This is a genomic window from Polaromonas sp. P1_F8, assembly GCF_056405635.1.
Genome location: NZ_JBFUBS010000009.1, coordinates 54,501 through 69,473, shown reverse-complemented (window position 1 = coordinate 69,473; position 14,973 = coordinate 54,501). Strand labels below are relative to the sequence as shown.

Below are 14,973 nucleotides of genomic sequence, written 5' to 3'. Positions count from 1 at the left end.
CGTACCCACCGAATTGTTCAAGCCAGCGGGTGCAGCGGAACCGGCTTTGCCGGGCCGCAGGCACCGTCCCCTGCAAGGGGAAAAGGGCTACACGCAGTGAGCCCGATAGGGGTGTGCCAATTTCGGCTTTGCCAGACCGCAGGCGGGCGGCCCCCTCGGGGGGCAGCGCATTACACGAAGTGAAAAGCGTGGGGGCACAATAGTTCCATGCAACTCTCCCAACGCCAACTCATCCTGCTGGTTCTGCTCACCCTGGTCTGGGGCCTGAACTGGCCGGTGATGAAACTGGGGATTGCGGACTTTCCACCCTTGACGTTTCGGGCGATGTCGATCTGGCTGGGCATTCCGGTGCTGGGCATCGCCATGGTGGTGCTGAAGGTGCCGTTTGGGGTGCCCCGGGGCAGGTGGCGTGAGCTCTTCTGGCTGGCTGCGGCCAACATGTTTGTCTGGCATGCACTGATCATCCTCGCCGTCAAAAACTTGAGCAGCGGCCGCGCGGCGATTCTGGGCTACACCATGCCGATTTTTTCGGCGCTGCTGGGCGCCTGGTTTTTTGGCGCGACGCTAAAAGCCCGCAACTGGCTGGGTGTGGCGGCCGCCGCGCTGGGCGTGGCGCTACTGCTATGGAATGAAATGACCAACCTGTCGGGCAGCCCCCTGGGTGTGCTGTGCGCGCTGGTGGCGGCCGCGGTGTGGGCGCTGGGCACGCAGCTGCTGCGCAAGACCACGATACCGGCCGCGACGCTGACGTTGTCGTTCTGGATGACGGTGATGACCGCCGTGATGCTGACCGTGTTGGGTGTCGTGTTTGAGATGCCGCAGTGGAAGGCACCTTCGCCCACGACCTGGGGCGCGATTCTTTACAACGCGGTGCTGATCTTCGGTTTTGCGCATGCGGCGTGGTTCACGCTGGCGCGCGCGCTGCCGCCGGTGGCTTCCACGCTGAGCGTGATGATGATTCCCATCCTCGGGGTGTTTTCAGGCGCTCTGGGCCTGGGCGAAGTGCTGCACTGGCAAGACTGGGCTGCCGTGGTGCTGATGGTGGTGGCGATTGCTTCAGTGCTGGCGCCCAGCCGCACAGTACCTGAAAAGGCCTGAAGGAAAATCAGGCGACGCCGGGAGTAACGACCAAACTCATGGCCAGGCACAGGTCGTCCCAGGCCTTGCCCTTGTCGGCCGGGTTGCGCAGCAAATAGGTGGCGTCGTAGGTCACGACCATGCGGGCTCCATGCAGGCTGTGCAATTGGCCGCGCTGTTTGCCGAAAGGCTCTGTCGATTGCAACACCGCCTGCGCGGCCAGGCGGCCCATGACGAGCACGACATCAGGCTGCGCGCTGGCCACCAGGGCGGGCAGCGCTTCGGGCAGGCCGGCGCCCGCACCGGATGCCGCCTGCCGGACCAGCGGCGCCAGCAGCACCATGCCGGCCTTGTGCAGCCGCGTAGCGCGCAGCATGTTGTCAAGCAGCCTGCCGGCATCGCCTTCAAAGGGGTTGAAAGGCTCCCGTTGCAGTGCAGCCGCCGGCGTTTCGGCCAGCACCAGCCAGCGTGCGCCTTCAGCATGGGCGGCGTCGGCATACAGGGCTTGCGCGTCGCCCATGCGCCACGCTGCCGTCGTGCCGGGCGCAGCGGTTTCGCGCGCCTCGGCCTGCGGGCGAGCCGGCGCCTGCATGGGCCGCACGGGCGGCGCAACCTCTCGCGGTCCAGCGGACGTGGAAGGCGCACTGACTTTTTGATCAAATTCACTTGCAGGCGTTACTGACCGTGCGCCAGCAGCTACCAAATCAATAGCAGCGGCAGCTTCAGCAGGCGCAGCGGCAACCGGCAGCCACACGCGCACACCCATTTCGCGCAGCATGGCGCGCTGGCGTTTGTCGAGGTCCAGGCTCATAGCGCCAGGCTCATGACGACCGCATCTTCGCGCGTGGAAGCGCCGTCCGGGTAGTAGTTGCGGCGCGTGCCGACGTGGCGAAAGCCGTAGCGTTCATAGATGGCCTTGGCCCGCACATTGCTCACGCGCACTTCCAGCCACAACCACTGCGCGCCCTCTCCGCGCGACCAGAGGGCCAGCGCATCCAGCATGATGCGGGCCCAGCCCTGGCGCTGGTGTTCGGGGGCCACGGTGATGTTGAGCAGGTGTACTTCGTCAACGCCCTTCATGGCCACGAAATAACCCAGCAGCACGGCGTCGGGCGCATTGCCGGCAGTGAGCAGTTGCGCCTGGTAGCCGGCGTTGAGCGAATCGTTGAAATTGCCGTGCGTCCAGGGGTGGTCATACGCGGTTTTTTCCACGCGCACCACCTCATCCAGCCATGCGGGTGTCATGGCTTCGAACTGGGCTTCGAGGGGCTTGAGGATGGCGTTCATGAAAGGGGTGGGGCGGCCGCCAGTTTGGCGGCCTTGACCTGGTCGCGCTCTTCGGTGGTCAGCGCTACTTTATCGCGAACGTAGAGCGGCAGGGCGAGGTCGGCGCTGACGCACAGCCCGGCAGCAGCCAGCTGCGGCGCCAGGCGCAGCATGGCGGTGGCCGTGGGCAGGGCCTCGGCCTGTGCAAATGCCGCAAGGCCGCCCGGCAAACGCCCGGCGTACACCGCGAAAACATTGCCCGCGAACAAACCGGCCGCAGTGTCCGGCACCAGGTTTTCAGGCCGGACCAGCCCGCATTCGCCCAGCGCCCGGCAGTGCCCGCCGCTGAACTCAAAACCCTGCACATACATTTCGTCCATGCGCGCATCCAGCAGTGCGGTGACGCGCAGGGACGCTTCGCCATCACCCTGCTGCTGAAAGCGCGCTTCTTCAGCCACAGCCATCAGCGTGTCGACAGGCAGCACGGGAATGCCGGCGCCCTGGTTGGCGCCCAGCGCCAGGCCTTGCGCCACCGCGCAGGCGGTGCGCAGGCCGGTAAAGGAGCCGGGGCCGCGCCCGAAGGCGATGGCATCCAGCTCGCCCAGCGCCAGGCCAGCCTCGGCCAGCAACGCCAGTATGGCGGGGATCAGCGTGGTGGAAGCCTGCGCGCCGCCTGGGCCGTTGTGCTGCCAGACGTGCGCACCGTCGGTCAGCGCCACGGACATGCGGTCGGTGCTGGTGTCAAAAGCGAGGAATTTCACAAGTTCAGGCATTAAATCGGGCTCAAGCCCTTATATATCAGGCGCAAGCAGCTATTAAATTCATAGCAATCTGCGGGTACCCGGAGGCTGGGGCCGATGGGTAAGCCCTGATTATCCGCGCCAATGGCCGGCCACCCCGGCGCCCACCGGCAGCGCCTTGCAGAACGCTCAACCGCGATAATCCCCGCATGACCCACGACTTGCTGCGCCCGCGCACGACACACACTGTTGCGCTGGCTGCCCTGGCGGCCATGGCAGCCCTGGCCGCAAGCCCCGGCCTGGCACAAACCGCACGCCTGCCGGCCCCGATTGAAAAAGCCCTGTCGCGCGCCAGGGTGCCGCGCGATGCGGTGTCCATGCTGGTGGTGGAAGCCGGCAGCGGCAAACCGGTGCCGCGCCTGAGCTGGCGCGCCGATGTGCCGATGAACCCTGCCTCCGTCATGAAACTGGTGACCACGTACTCGGCGCTCGACGCGCTGGGCCGCGACTTCACCTGGAAGACGAAGGTGATACTGGACGGCAGCACCTCGGGCGGCCTGCTCAACGGCAACATGGTGGTGCAGGGCGGCGGCGACCCCAAGCTGGTCGTTGAACGCCTGCAGGCCTTGCTGGCCGAGGTGCAGGCCGGAGGGGCGCGGGCGATCCGCGGCGACATCGTGCTGGACCGCAGCGCCTTCAGCGTGCCGCCCACCGATCCGGGCGAATTTGACGGCGAGCCGCTGCGCCCCTACAACGCCCGGCCCGATGCGCTGCTGATCAATTTCAAAACCATCGTGATGACCTTCACGCCGGACCTGCCCAGCGGCCGCGCGCTGGTGCGCTATGAGCCGCCGCTGGCAGGTGTGCAGGTGGGCGCGAGCGTGCCGATCGTGCGTGTGGCGCGTTGCGGCGACTGGCGCAGCGAGCTGCGCGCCAGTGTTGAAAATCCCGTCAACATCGAATTCCTGGGTACCTATTCTTCGGCCTGCGGCGAAAAAGTGTGGCCCAGCGCCTATGCCGACCCCGTGAGCTTTGCGGCGCGCGCCATCGAAGGGTCGTGGCGGCAACTGGGTGGCCTGCTGACGGGAACGGTGCGCGACGCCACGCCGGCAGAGCTGGCCGTGCTGCGCAGGAGCGGCACCCTCTCGGGCGAAAAGGCCGCAGTGCGGTTTGAATACCAGTCGCCGCCACTGCTGGAAATGGTGCGCGACGTCAACAAATACTCCAACAACATCATGGCCCAGCACCTCTTTTTGACACTCGGGCTTTGGGCCGGCCTGGGCCAGCCCAAGGCCGGCACGCTTGAATCTGCGCGCGCAGCGCTCACCGCCTGGTGGCGCAAAAGCCTGCCCGGCAGCACGCCCCCGGTGATGGACAACGGCTCGGGCCTGAGCCGCGATGAACGCATCAGCGCCGCCAGCCTGTCGGCCCTGCTGCAGCATGCCGCCAAAAGCCATTTTGCCGCCGATCTCGCCGATTCGCTGCCGGTGGCCGGCACCGACGCCACCATGCGCGAACGCGCCAGGCCGGTGGCCGGGCTGGCTTTCGTCAAGACCGGCTCGCTGCGCGACGTGACCGCGGTTGCCGGTTATGCCAATGGCGACAGCGGCGCACGCTACATCGTGGTGGGGCTGATCAACCACCCGAACGCGCCCGCTGCGCGCCCGGCACTGGATGCCATGCTGGAATGGGCCGTCAAGGAGGGCAAGCGATGAACGCAACAGACATCGTGGGCTTTCTGGCCGCCGTGCTGACCACGGCGAGCTTTGCGCCGCAGGCCTGGCTGACCTTTCGCAGCCGCGATGTCAGCGGCATTTCACTGGCGATGTACAGCGCCTTTACGGTTGGCGTGGCACTGTGGCTGGCCTACGGCGTGCTGGCGGGCGCCTGGCCCATCGTGCTGGCGAACGCGGTCACGCTGGGCCTGGCGCTGGCCATTCTGGTGATGAAGCTGGTGTACGGACGCGGTGACTGAATAGCCCGGTCCCACACACGCCCAGCGCGGCAGGCACGGATGCTTCATCAATGTGCCTGCAAGTTATCCCTGCCGCCTGTGGACAAGGCTGTTGATGGCGGCGGGACTTGTGGACGAAAACACCGCTTGGCGCGGCATTGCGCCACAATGCCCGAAATTTGGGCAACCGCCCTAGCGGCCTCCCGGGAAGGGCGCCTCAGCTCGCGGCAGCGCGCCCCAGCCGGTCGCGCACGCCATCCCACTCGGCGGCCGCCGGCGGGTTTTCAATCCAGATCAGCTTGACGCCCTTGGCATCAAAGTCGCGCAGCACGGCAAACAGCTGCTGCGCGGTGGCCAGCGCATCGTCGGGCATGCGGCGATACAGCACCTTGTCGGACTTGATGCGCACGATGCTGCGCGCGTACACGGCGATGTGGGCCGCGTCGGCGCCCAGCAAATCGAGTGCGGTTTGTATGGGGCCTGCGTCCATCAGGCGCACCTTGGCATCGGGCGCGTAATGCGCTTCCAGCGTGCCGGAAGCACGCGGCGCATCGCCCAGAGCCTCTTGCTCGAATTCGTCTTTCCCCAGCACGGCTTCACCGCACGCGGCCTCGAGTTGCGCGCGCGTGAGGATGCCCGGGCGCAGCAGCACGGGGCGCCCGCGCGTGCAGTCGACGATGCTGGACTCGATGCCGACATCGCAGGGCCCGCCTTCGAGCACCAGCAGGCTGTCGCCAAATTCCTGCTGCACGTGCTGCGCGGTGGTGGGGCTGATGCGGCCGAAACGGTTGGCGCTGGGGCCGGCCACGCCGGTGTCGCAAGCCTTCAGAAAAGCCAGCGCGACAGGGTGCGAGGGGCAGCGCAGACCGATGGAATCCTGGCCACCAGCCGCGGCCGCCGCCACGCCTTCCTTGCGCGGCAGGATCACGGTGAGCGGCCCGGGCCAGAAGGCTTTCATCAGGCGCGCGGCAAACGGCGGCACGCTGCTGGCGTAAGCGTCTACGTGCGCCGCATCGGCCACGTGCACGATGAGCGGATGGTCGGACGGACGGCCCTTGGCTTCAAAGATGCCGGCGACGGCTTGATCGCTGGAAGCGTCGGCGCCCAGGCCGTACACCGTCTCCGTCGGGAAGCCCACCAGCCCGCCGGCCCGGATGCGGCGTGCGGCTTCAAGAATGGCCTCAGGGTCCGTACCGGGAAGAATCATCAGAGGGGGTCCAGGCCGGGCAGGCCCAGGATGGATGCAACCTGGCGCGCTGCGGCCTTGACTGAAGCGACGTCGGGGCCCGTGATGTTGAGATGGCCCATCTTGCGGCCGGTGCGGGCTTCGGTTTTGCCGTAGAGATGCAGGTGCGTGCCGGGCAGTGCCAGCACGGCCTGCCAGTCGGGCGTGCGCATCTTTCCATGGGCGTCAAACCACACATCACCCAGCAGGTTGAGCATGATGGCGGGAGAATGCTGGCGCGGCTGCGGCAGCGGCAGGCCGGCCATGGCATGCACCTGCAGGTCGAACTGCGACACGTCACAGGCGTCCATCGTGTAGTGGCCGCTGTTGTGCGGGCGTGGCGCCATTTCATTGACGATGAGCGCGCCATCGGCGCTGCCGTCGTCCACCAGGAAGAACTCGACGCAGAGCACGCCGACATAGTCAATGTGTTTTGCTATGGTTTTGGTAGCTGCTTGCGCACGATCGGCAAGCGCTGCGGGCATATTTCCTTCATAAGCCTGCGTCACCGCGAGAATGCCGTCGACATGCACGTTCAACTGGGGCGCAAAGCCCACGACGCTGCCGTCCCAGCCGCGCGCCACGATGACCGAGCACTCGGCCTTGAGCGGCAGCATTTTTTCGAGCACACAGGGCACCTGCTTCAGGCCGGCCCAGGCGGTGGCCAGTTCGTCCGCATTCTTGACGCGGACCTGGCCCTTGCCGTCGTAGCCCATGCGTGCCGTCTTGAGGATGCCGGGCAGCAAGCCGGCCGGCACAGCCTTCAGCTGCCCGGCTGTTTCAATCACGGCGTAGGGTGCGCAGGTAACGCCGGCCAGCACGCCGGATTCGGCAGCGCTGGCGGTGAAGTGGGATTTTTCCTCGATGCGGTTTTGCGCGATGGCCACGGCGGCAGCGCCAGGTGCCACGGGCCGGCTGGCGGCCAGCGCCTGCAGCGCGCCGGCGGGCACGTTTTCAAATTCGGTGGTGACGGCGGCGCACAGTGCGGCCAGTTGGGTCAGCCCTTTTTCATCGCTGTAGCCGGCCTGGATGTGGTGATGGCTCACCAGGCCCGCGGGGCTTTGCGGATCGGGGTCCAGCACCGCCGTGAAATAACCCAGGCGCTGCGCGGCATGCACAAACATGCGGCCCAGCTGGCCGCCGCCCATCACGCCGAGGGTAGCGGGCTGGCCGGAGGCCGAGGCCGTGCCGGGAAAAATAGGCAACTCCGGCAGGCTGGAGGCGGCCCGGGAAGAGGCGGAGGCGGTCATGCGGGCGGCAGCGTCATGGCGTGCGCGGCAGCGGTTTGCTCTGCACGGAAAGCCTGCAATTGGGCGGCCAGCGCCGGGTTGTGCAGGGCCAGCATGGCCACCGCGAACAGGGCGGCATTGGCTGCGCCGGCATTGCCGATGGCAAAGGTGGCGACCGGAATGCCCTTGGGCATCTGCACGATGCTGTGCAGCGAGTCCACGCCCTGCAAATGCTTGCTGGCCACGGGAACGCCGAGCACCGGCACGGTGGTTTTGGCGGCCAGCATGCCGGGCAGGTGCGCTGCGCCGCCGGCGCCGGCAATGATGGCCTGCAAGCCGCGTCCGCCGGCACCTTCCGCATAGGCAAACAGCTCGTCGGGCATGCGGTGGGCCGACACCACCCGGGCTTCGTGCGCAATGCCGAACTGCGTCAGGATCTGCACGGCGTGCTGCATGGTCTCCCAGTCGCTGCTGGATCCCATCACCACGCCTACCAGGGGTTTTGCCGAATTGTTGCTTGTTGTCATGCGGGGACCTTCAAGGCCGGGGTTGCAGGCTGCTTGCCCGTAACCCCTGATTTTAAGGGCAGGCCACCGCTAGGGCCGTGCCGTGCGTGCTACGCTCTTGCCTCCCAGGCGTCCAGCTGCGCCGACCGGGTTGAAAACCGGCCCCGATACCCCAACTCTGCCAGACCATGATCGACGTCACCATTGCCAACTTTGAAGCGGAAGTCGTTGCCGCATCCATGACCACGCCTGTGCTGATCGACTTCTGGGCGCCCTGGTGCGGCCCCTGCAAGTCGCTGGGCCCGATTCTTGAGAAGGTGGAGGTGGAATACGCCGGCCGCTTCAAGCTGGTCAAGATCGACTCCGACCAGGAGCAGCAACTCGGTGCCGCTTTCGGCATCCGCAGCATCCCAACCTGCATATTGATGATGAACGGCCAGCCGGTGGACGGTTTTGCCGGCGCCCTGCCCGAAGGCAAGGTCAAGGAATTCCTCGACAAGCATTTGCCGCCGGCTGAGGAGCAGGCTGAAGAGCCTGAATTGACGCTCGAGGAAGAAAGCACCGACCCTGCCGCCGTGCTCGAAAAACTGCAACATACCGTCGCCGCCAACCCGGCCGACGACAACGCCCGATTTGACTATGTGAAGCTCTTGCTGCAGCTGGGCCGCGAAGACGACGCCAAGGTGGCATTCGCACCGGTGATTGCGCAAACCACGGTGGTGCGGCGATTTGACTCGCTCAAGCGCTGGATGGATGCTATGGATTTTGTAGCTACCGGCGCTCATGGGGTGGGCGCCGCAACCGGTTTTGATGCAAAGATTGCGGCCAACAAACGCGACTTCGAAGCACGTTTTGACAAAGCCCGCTGGCTCATCGCACAGCAGCGCTGGACCGAGGCGCTGGACGAGTTGCTGGAAATCCTGATGCGCGACAAGACCTGGAACGAAGACCTGGCCCGCAAGACCTACATCGCCGTGCTCGACGTCATGGAAGCGCCCAAACCCAAGGTGGCCGATGGGCAGATTCCGCCGGAAGATGCGACCGTGGCTACGTATCGCCGGCGCCTCAGCAGCGTCGTGTTGAGCTAAGGCGTCGCCGGGGCCGGCTTGCCGCGGGCTTTAGTGCCCAAACAAAAGCCGGCTGAGGTTAAACGCCATGCCGGCCATAAAGGCCTGAAACACAATGGCGCGCCCGGACCATGGCGCCGCGCCCGGCGCAGCGGACCTGGGCCGGTTTCTTCGCCACAGCAGAATCAACAGCGCGGCCAGCAGCGGGCTGAGCAAAGCGTTGAGCCATTGAAGAATGGGTTCACGTAAAGCCAACAGGGGAATGAAATAGACGCTGGCAAGTCCCAGTGCAAACCCGAGCGCCACCCCCACCAGGAGGTCGCCCAACGGGTCTGCCTCTGGGCGTGTGCGCAGTGATTTGCGCAGCCCGAGGTTGAATAACTCCGAGAAGAGAGTCAGCACGCCCTCGATCAGGATCTCGGCGATGAACTCAACCATTGGCCGTCCTGCGCTGAGCGTAGCGGCGGTTCAGGCCGTCAGGCGGGCCAAGGCCTCTTGATATTTGGCGGCCGTTTTGGCGACCACATCGGCCGGAAGGTGCGGCGCGGGCGGCGTTTTGTCCCAAGGCTTGCCGTTGATGCGTACGCTTTCCAGCCAGTCACGCACAAACTGCTTGTCGTAACTCGGCGGGTTCAGGCCTGCTGCGTAGGCAGCTTCGTAACCCTCAATCGGCCAGTAGCGTGAGGAGTCGGGCGTCAGCACTTCATCCATCAGCGTGAGCGTGCCGTCTTCGTCGAGCCCGAATTCGAACTTGGTGTCGGCAATGATGATGCCCTTGGTGAGGGCGAAGGCGGCAGCGGTGCTGTAGATCTCGATGCTGATCTTTTTGATCTGCGCGGCGAGCTCGGGACCCACGACCTTCACCACCTGCTCGTAGCTGATGTTTTCGTCGTGCTCGCCGGCTTCGGCTTTGGCGGCCGGTGTAAAGATGGGCTCGGGCAGTTTGCCTGCGTTCTTCAGGCCCGCGGGTAGCGGTACGCCGCAGACGGCCTGGCTCTCCTGGTATTCCTTCCAGCCGCTGCCGGCCAGGTAGCCGCGCACCACGGCTTCAACCGGGATGGGCTTGAGGCGCTTGACCAGCATGGAGCGGTTCACGACCTGCGGCACCTCGGCCGGCGTGACCACGCTTTCTGGCGTCTCGCCGGTCAGGTGGTTCGGGCAGATGTGGCCGAGCTTGCCAAACCAGAACAGCGCCATCTGCGTAAGCAGCGCGCCCTTGCCGGGAATCGGCTCACCCAGGATGACATCGAACGCACTCAGCCGGTCGCTGGCCACCATCAGCAGCCTGTTCTTGCCCACGGCGTAGTTGTCGCGCACCTTGCCGCGCGCCAGCAGGGGCAGGGAGGTCAGGGCGGAGGTATGGAGTGCTTGGGTCATGGTGGGGGCGAAGCGTAACGAAGGTGAGTCAAAGTAAAAAGCCCGCGCGACTCAGGAAGAGTCCACGGGCTTTGAATTATCGCCAATCCGCGCGGGCGGGCCGCGGGAATTTTCGGTGCTTTTTAATGCACGACCTGGGCCAGCTCGCCCTTGGCGTACTTGGCAGCCACGACCTGCAGGTTGTCGCCCTTGATCTTGGCGCCCTGGCCTTCACAGCCGAATTCGATGTAGCGCTGCTTGCACAGGGCCTTGGCGGCTTCGCGGGCGGGCTTGAGCCACTCGCGGGCATCGAATTTTTCGGGGTTTTCAGCCAGGAACTTGCGCACCGCGCCGGTCATGGCCAGGCGGATGTCGGTGTCGATGTTGATCTTGCGCACGCCGTGCTTGATGGCTTCCTGGATTTCCTCGACGGGCACGCCGTAGGTTTCCTTCATCTGGCCGCCGTACTGGCGAATGACAGCCAGCATTTCCTGCGGCACCGAGGACGAGCCGTGCATCACCAGGTGGGTGCTCGGGATGCGCTTGTGGATTTCCTTGATGCGGTCAATCGCCAGGATGTCGCCGGTGGGCTTGCGGGTGAATTTGTAGGCGCCGTGGCTGGTGCCAATGGCAATCGCCAGCGCGTCAATTTGCGTGCGCTTGACGAAGTCGGCGGCCTGCTCGGGGTCGGTCAACAGCTGCTCGCGCGTCATGGTGGCGTCGGTGCCGTGGCCGTCTTCCTTGTCGCCCTTCATGGTCTCCAGCGAACCCAGGCAGCCGAGCTCACCTTCGACGGTAACGCCGTATTTGTGGGCCAGCTGCGAGACCTTCTTCGTCACCTCGACGTTGTATTCATAGCTGGCGATGGTCTTGCCGTCGGCTTCGAGCGAGCCGTCCATCATCACGGACGAAAAACCAAGGTCGATGGCGCCCTGGCAAACGGCAGGGTTCTGGCCGTGGTCCTGATGCATGACCAGCGGGATGTTGGGATACATCTCGATGGCCGCCTCGATCAGGTGTTTGATGAAGGGTTCACCGGCGTATTTGCGGGCGCCTGCGCTGGCCTGCAGGATGACGGGCGCGCCGGTCTCTTTGGCCGCTTCCATCACGGCTTGCACCTGCTCAAGGTTGTTGACGTTAAAAGCCGGAATGCCGTAGCCGTTGACTGCCGCATGGTCCAGCAGCTCGCGCATAGAAACGAGTGCCATGTGTGATATCCCCAGAAGTTAGAAAAACACTGCCAAAAGGCGGGTTCCTCGCGAGGGCCGTGCGGCGTAAAAGCCGCCTGGAAACGCCCGTAACCACGAAGTAACCGAAGCCCTGATTCTAACGTTTACCCGAATAGGGTGGGATAACCGAACTTGTGTCTGAATGCATGCCGTAACGGCGTGTAAGCATCGTCCACCCCCGTCCAGGCTCACTGCGTGTAGCCTGTTCCCCCCTCGAGGGGGCGGCGCCTGGGGCCGGCGAAGCCGGACCCGCGGCCCCCCTGGTGGAATACCCCACGCTAGTTGCGCCCTGAATTCTTCATACCAGCATGAGCCCCGGAACCGGCTTTGCCGGGCCGTAGGGCGGGCGGCCCCCTCGGGGGGCAGCGCATTACACGAAGTGAAAAGCGTGGGGGCTCAAGCTACCCTGCAGATCTTCAGCATATTGGTGCCGCCCGGCGCGCCCATGGGTTCACCGCAGGTGATAGCGTAGATATCACCGCTTTCGACGATGCCGCGTTTTTTCAGATGCGCCTCGGCATCGCCGAGTGCGGTATCGCGCTCGACACTCTGGTCCATCAGCAGCGGCCTGACATTGCGGTACAGCGCCATCTTGCGCTGGGTCGTCAGTTTGGGCGTCAGTGCGTAGATAGGGATATGGATACGGTGGCGGCTCATCCACAGCGCCGTAGAGCCCGAGTCGGTCAGCGCCACAATGGCTTTGCAACCCAGGTGATGGGCCGTGAACAAGGCGCCCATGGCGATGGACTGGTCAATGCGGTCAAAGGTCATGCCGGTGAAGTCGGCGTCCAGTTTCACGTCCTCGGCTTTTTCGGCTTCAGCGCAGATATTGGCCATCTCGATGATGGTCTCCAGCGGATAACGGCCGGCGGCGGTCTCGGCCGAGGTCATGACGGCGTCGGTGCCGTCAAGCACCGCGTTGGCCACGTCGCTGACCTCGGCGCGCGTGGGCACCGGGTTGGTGATCATCGACTCCATCATGTGGGTCGCGGTGATGACCACCTTGTCCAGCTCACGGGCCATCTTGATCATGCGTTTTTGCAGCGCCGGCACAGCGGCATTGCCGACCTCGATGGCCAGATCGCCGCGCGCGACCATGATGCCGTCGCTGGCCCTGCAGATGGCTTCCAGATTGGGGATCGCCTCGGCACGCTCGATTTTGGCGATCAAGCCCGGCTTGTGGCGGTGCTCGGCACCGGCCACGTTGCACAGCTGACGCGCCATTTCCATGTCACTGGCATTCTGCGGAAAGCTTACCGCGACATAGTCGGCCTGGAAACTCATCGCGGTGCGAATGTCTTCCATATCCTTGGCCGTCAGTGCCGGCGCCGTCAGGCCGCCGCCCTGCTTGTTGATGCCCTTGTTGTTGGACAACACGCCGCCGACTTTGACCGTCGCATGGACCTGCTCGCCCTTCACTTTGTCGACAGTCATGACGATCAGGCCGTCGTTGAGCAGCAGGGTGTCACCGGCCTTGACGTCACGCGGCAGTTCCTTGTAGTCCAGGCCCACGCCATTGATGTCACCCAGCTCGGTGCGGGACGCGTCGAGCACAAACTTCATGCCTTGCTCGAGCTGCACCTTGCCCTCGGCAAATTTGCCGACACGGATTTTCGGGCCCTGCAGGTCGGCCATGATGGCGACCTCGCGCCCGGCGCGGGTGGCGGCCTCCCGCACCAGCCTGGCACGGTCGATGTGGTCTTGCGCCGTGCCGTGGCTGAAATTCAGCCGCACGCAATTGACGCCAGCGCGAATCATCTGCTCCAGCAAGGCCGGATCGCTGGAGGCGGGGCCAAGGGTGGCAACGATTTTGGTGCCGCGGCGCTGCATCTTCATGTCTGTCTCCTGTAATTTAGTTTCTTATTTTTACACGAATGAGTTACACAGCGGTTACCAAGCCACCGCCGCAGCCGGGGTATTGGCCAGAAGCCGGAGGGTGGCCCGTTGCATGCAGCGTGTCGCGCCCTGAACCTGCAAACCGCGGTTTGCCGTATTTTGCAAGTAGCGCCTCAATGACCCGCGCGCTTTTGCAGGATTTCAAAGGCCGGCAAGGTCTTGCCTTCCAGCACTTCCAGAAAAGCCCCGCCGCCGGTCGAGATGTAATCGACCCGCTTTTCAATACCGTACTTGGCAATGGCGGCCAGCGTGTCCCCGCCTCCGGCGATGGAGAACCCGCTGCTGTCCGCAACGGCGCGCGCAATACCTTCGGTGCCCTTGGAGAAGGCGTCGAACTCAAACACGCCGACCGGGCCGTTCCAGACGATGGTGCCGGCCGCCTTGAGCTGCGCCGCCAGCCGCGCCGTGGTTTGCGGGCCGATATCAAGAATCAGGTCGTCATCGGCGACGTCAGTGGCCGCCTTGACGGTGGCCGGCGCATCAGCGGCAAAGGTTTTGGCGGTGACGACGTCCGTCGGGATGGGCACCTCGGCGCCGCGCGCCTTCATGGCCTCGATCACGGCTTTGGCTTCAGTCAGCAGATCGGCTTCGGCCAGGCTTTTGCCGATTTTCAAACCAGCTGCCAGCATGAAGGTGTTGGCAATACCGCCGCCCACGATGAGCTGGTCCACATTGCCGGCGAGTGATTTGAGGATGGTGAGCTTCGTCGAGACCTTGCTGCCGGCAACGATGGCAACCAGCGGCCTGCGCGGGCTGGAGAGGGCCTTGGAAATCGCGTCCATCTCGGCGGCCAGCAGTGGGCCGGCGCTGGCCACAGGCGCGTATTGCGCAATGCCATAGGTGGAAGCCTCGGCGCGGTGCGCCGTGCCGAAAGCATCGTGCACAAAAATATCGCAGAGCGCGGCCATCTTGCGCGCCAGCTCTTCGCTGTTTTTCTTCTCGCCCTTGTTGAGCCGGCAGTTCTCCAGCATCACCAGCTGGCCGGGTTTGACATCCACACCGTCCACCCAGCCCGACACCAGCGGAACGTCGCGTTTCATCAGCTCGCCCAACCGTTTGGCCACAGGCGCCAACGAATCAGAAGGCTTGAATTCACCCTCCACCGGCCGACCGAGGTGGGACGTCACCATCACCGCCGCACCAGCGTCCAAAGCCATTTGAATACAGGGGATGGAAGCGCGGATGCGCGTGTCTTCGGTGATGTTGCCGCTGTCATCCTGCGGCACGTTGAGGTCGGCACGGATGAACACGCGCTTGCCGGCAACTTTGCCGCTGGCACACAGGTCGGAGAAACGGATGAAGTTCATAAATCGCTCGCAGAATAAAAAAGGCTTTGGGCCACAGCGCCCAAAGCCTCAAATTGTAGGTGCCTGTATGTACCTGGGCCCGTCAGACAAAGCCGGGAAAACGTAAATTTACGCATCAAAT

Annotated in this window: 15 protein-coding genes; 4 read left to right on the top strand and 11 right to left on the bottom strand. The window is 64.6% G+C overall.

The annotated features are described in order from the left end of the window. Nucleotides 1-207: 207 nt before the first annotated feature. A complete protein-coding gene (locus AC1D1J_RS21235; protein WP_477695793.1) occupies nt 208-1,098 on the top strand; it encodes a DMT family transporter in 891 nt (296 codons plus the stop codon). Between the two features lie 7 nt (nt 1,099-1,105). On the opposite strand, the gene AC1D1J_RS21230 is transcribed toward AC1D1J_RS21235, so the two are convergent. The 3 genes from AC1D1J_RS21230 to tsaB are packed head-to-tail and all read right to left on the bottom strand — an operon-like array spanning nt 1,106 to nt 3,116. After that, nucleotides 1,106-1,888 (bottom strand): uracil-DNA glycosylase family protein, encoded by a 783-nt coding sequence (locus AC1D1J_RS21230; RefSeq protein WP_477695792.1) that lies wholly within the window; start codon nt 1,886-1,888, stop codon nt 1,106-1,108. Then, nucleotides 1,885-2,364, bottom strand: coding sequence for a ribosomal protein S18-alanine N-acetyltransferase (rimI, locus tag AC1D1J_RS21225; protein ID WP_477687497.1), 480 nt, complete (start codon nt 2,362-2,364; stop codon nt 1,885-1,887). Before rimI ends, AC1D1J_RS21230 begins: the two co-directional genes overlap by 4 nt. Continuing rightward, nucleotides 2,361-3,116: a tRNA (adenosine(37)-N6)-threonylcarbamoyltransferase complex dimerization subunit type 1 TsaB gene (gene tsaB / locus AC1D1J_RS21220; RefSeq protein ID WP_477695791.1), complete on the bottom strand. Its 756-nt coding sequence runs from the start codon at nt 3,114-3,116 to the stop codon at nt 2,361-2,363. Before tsaB ends, rimI begins: the two co-directional genes overlap by 4 nt. A 176-nt stretch (nt 3,117-3,292) precedes the next feature. Here tsaB and dacB point away from each other — a divergent pair, with 176 nt between their 5' ends. Together dacB and AC1D1J_RS21210 are read left to right on the top strand one after the other, a co-directional pair. After that, a complete protein-coding gene (dacB, locus tag AC1D1J_RS21215; RefSeq protein WP_477695790.1) occupies nt 3,293-4,798 on the top strand; it encodes a D-alanyl-D-alanine carboxypeptidase/D-alanyl-D-alanine endopeptidase in 1,506 nt (501 codons plus the stop codon). Then, on the top strand, nt 4,795-5,058 hold the full coding sequence (locus AC1D1J_RS21210) for a SemiSWEET transporter (RefSeq protein WP_457282398.1): 264 nt from the start codon (nt 4,795-4,797) through the stop codon (nt 5,056-5,058). Before dacB ends, AC1D1J_RS21210 begins: the two co-directional genes overlap by 4 nt. 196 nt (nt 5,059-5,254) lie before the next feature. Here AC1D1J_RS21210 and AC1D1J_RS21205 read toward each other — a convergent pair whose 3' ends face one another. Genes AC1D1J_RS21205 through purE form a run of 3 tightly spaced genes read right to left on the bottom strand, consistent with a single transcriptional unit; the run spans nt 5,255 to nt 8,018 of the window. After that, nucleotides 5,255-6,244, bottom strand: a complete 990-nt coding sequence (locus tag AC1D1J_RS21205) for an L-threonylcarbamoyladenylate synthase (RefSeq protein WP_477695789.1) — start codon at nt 6,242-6,244, stop codon at nt 5,255-5,257. Beyond that, entirely contained in the window at nt 6,244-7,512 is a 1,269-nt protein-coding gene (locus AC1D1J_RS21200) for a 5-(carboxyamino)imidazole ribonucleotide synthase (protein WP_477687501.1), read from the bottom strand. The genes AC1D1J_RS21205 and AC1D1J_RS21200 overlap by 1 nt, the downstream gene beginning before the upstream one ends. Next, the gene (gene purE, locus AC1D1J_RS21195) at nt 7,509-8,018 is read right to left on the bottom strand and encodes a 5-(carboxyamino)imidazole ribonucleotide mutase (protein ID WP_457282402.1); all 510 of its coding nucleotides are present in this window, start codon (nt 8,016-8,018) and stop codon (nt 7,509-7,511) included. The genes AC1D1J_RS21200 and purE overlap by 4 nt, the downstream gene beginning before the upstream one ends. A gap of 167 nt (nt 8,019-8,185) precedes the next feature. On the opposite strand from purE, the gene trxA reads away from it, so the two are divergent. Then, on the top strand, nt 8,186-9,085 hold the full coding sequence (gene trxA / locus AC1D1J_RS21190) for a thioredoxin (protein ID WP_477695788.1): 900 nt from the start codon (nt 8,186-8,188) through the stop codon (nt 9,083-9,085). 30 nt (nt 9,086-9,115) lie between these two features. Here trxA and AC1D1J_RS21185 read toward each other — a convergent pair whose 3' ends face one another. From AC1D1J_RS21185 to AC1D1J_RS21165, 5 genes are all read right to left on the bottom strand, one after another. Next, nucleotides 9,116-9,502, bottom strand: coding sequence for a hypothetical protein (locus AC1D1J_RS21185; RefSeq protein WP_477695787.1), 387 nt, complete (start codon nt 9,500-9,502; stop codon nt 9,116-9,118). A 30-nt stretch (nt 9,503-9,532) separates the two neighbouring features. Next, complete coding sequence (locus AC1D1J_RS21180; protein WP_477687505.1) at nt 9,533-10,441, bottom strand: phosphoribosylaminoimidazolesuccinocarboxamide synthase; 909 nt, start codon at nt 10,439-10,441, stop codon at nt 9,533-9,535. 122 nt (nt 10,442-10,563) lie between these two features. Further along, nucleotides 10,564-11,628: a class II fructose-bisphosphate aldolase gene (fba, locus tag AC1D1J_RS21175; protein ID WP_477687506.1), complete on the bottom strand. Its 1,065-nt coding sequence runs from the start codon at nt 11,626-11,628 to the stop codon at nt 10,564-10,566. Nucleotides 11,629-12,045: 417 nt separating this feature from the next. Continuing rightward, a complete protein-coding gene (gene pyk / locus AC1D1J_RS21170) occupies nt 12,046-13,479 on the bottom strand; it encodes a pyruvate kinase (protein ID WP_477687598.1) in 1,434 nt (477 codons plus the stop codon). 179 nt (nt 13,480-13,658) lie between these two features. After that, entirely contained in the window at nt 13,659-14,852 is a 1,194-nt protein-coding gene (locus AC1D1J_RS21165) for a phosphoglycerate kinase (protein ID WP_477695786.1), read from the bottom strand. Between the last annotated feature and the right edge of the window lie 121 nt (nt 14,853-14,973).

Coding starts and splice junctions, on each gene's coding strand:
- AC1D1J_RS21235 (WP_477695793.1), top strand. CDS start 208: ATGCAACTCTCCCAACGCCAACTCATCCTGCTGGTTCTGCTCACCCTG.
- AC1D1J_RS21230 (WP_477695792.1), bottom strand. CDS start 1,888: ATGAGCCTGGACCTCGACAAACGCCAGCGCGCCATGCTGCGCGAAATG.
- rimI (WP_477687497.1), bottom strand. CDS start 2,364: ATGAACGCCATCCTCAAGCCCCTCGAAGCCCAGTTCGAAGCCATGACA.
- tsaB (WP_477695791.1), bottom strand. CDS start 3,116: ATGCCTGAACTTGTGAAATTCCTCGCTTTTGACACCAGCACCGACCGC.
- dacB (WP_477695790.1), top strand. CDS start 3,293: ATGACCCACGACTTGCTGCGCCCGCGCACGACACACACTGTTGCGCTG.
- AC1D1J_RS21210 (WP_457282398.1), top strand. CDS start 4,795: ATGAACGCAACAGACATCGTGGGCTTTCTGGCCGCCGTGCTGACCACG.
- AC1D1J_RS21205 (WP_477695789.1), bottom strand. CDS start 6,244: ATGATTCTTCCCGGTACGGACCCTGAGGCCATTCTTGAAGCCGCACGC.
- AC1D1J_RS21200 (WP_477687501.1), bottom strand. CDS start 7,512: ATGACCGCCTCCGCCTCTTCCCGGGCCGCCTCCAGCCTGCCGGAGTTG.
- purE (WP_457282402.1), bottom strand. CDS start 8,018: ATGACAACAAGCAACAATTCGGCAAAACCCCTGGTAGGCGTGGTGATG.
- trxA (WP_477695788.1), top strand. CDS start 8,186: ATGATCGACGTCACCATTGCCAACTTTGAAGCGGAAGTCGTTGCCGCA.
- AC1D1J_RS21185 (WP_477695787.1), bottom strand. CDS start 9,502: ATGGTTGAGTTCATCGCCGAGATCCTGATCGAGGGCGTGCTGACTCTC.
- AC1D1J_RS21180 (WP_477687505.1), bottom strand. CDS start 10,441: ATGACCCAAGCACTCCATACCTCCGCCCTGACCTCCCTGCCCCTGCTG.
- fba (WP_477687506.1), bottom strand. CDS start 11,628: ATGGCACTCGTTTCTATGCGCGAGCTGCTGGACCATGCGGCAGTCAAC.
- pyk (WP_477687598.1), bottom strand. CDS start 13,479: ATGCAGCGCCGCGGCACCAAAATCGTTGCCACCCTTGGCCCCGCCTCC.
- AC1D1J_RS21165 (WP_477695786.1), bottom strand. CDS start 14,852: ATGAACTTCATCCGTTTCTCCGACCTGTGTGCCAGCGGCAAAGTTGCC.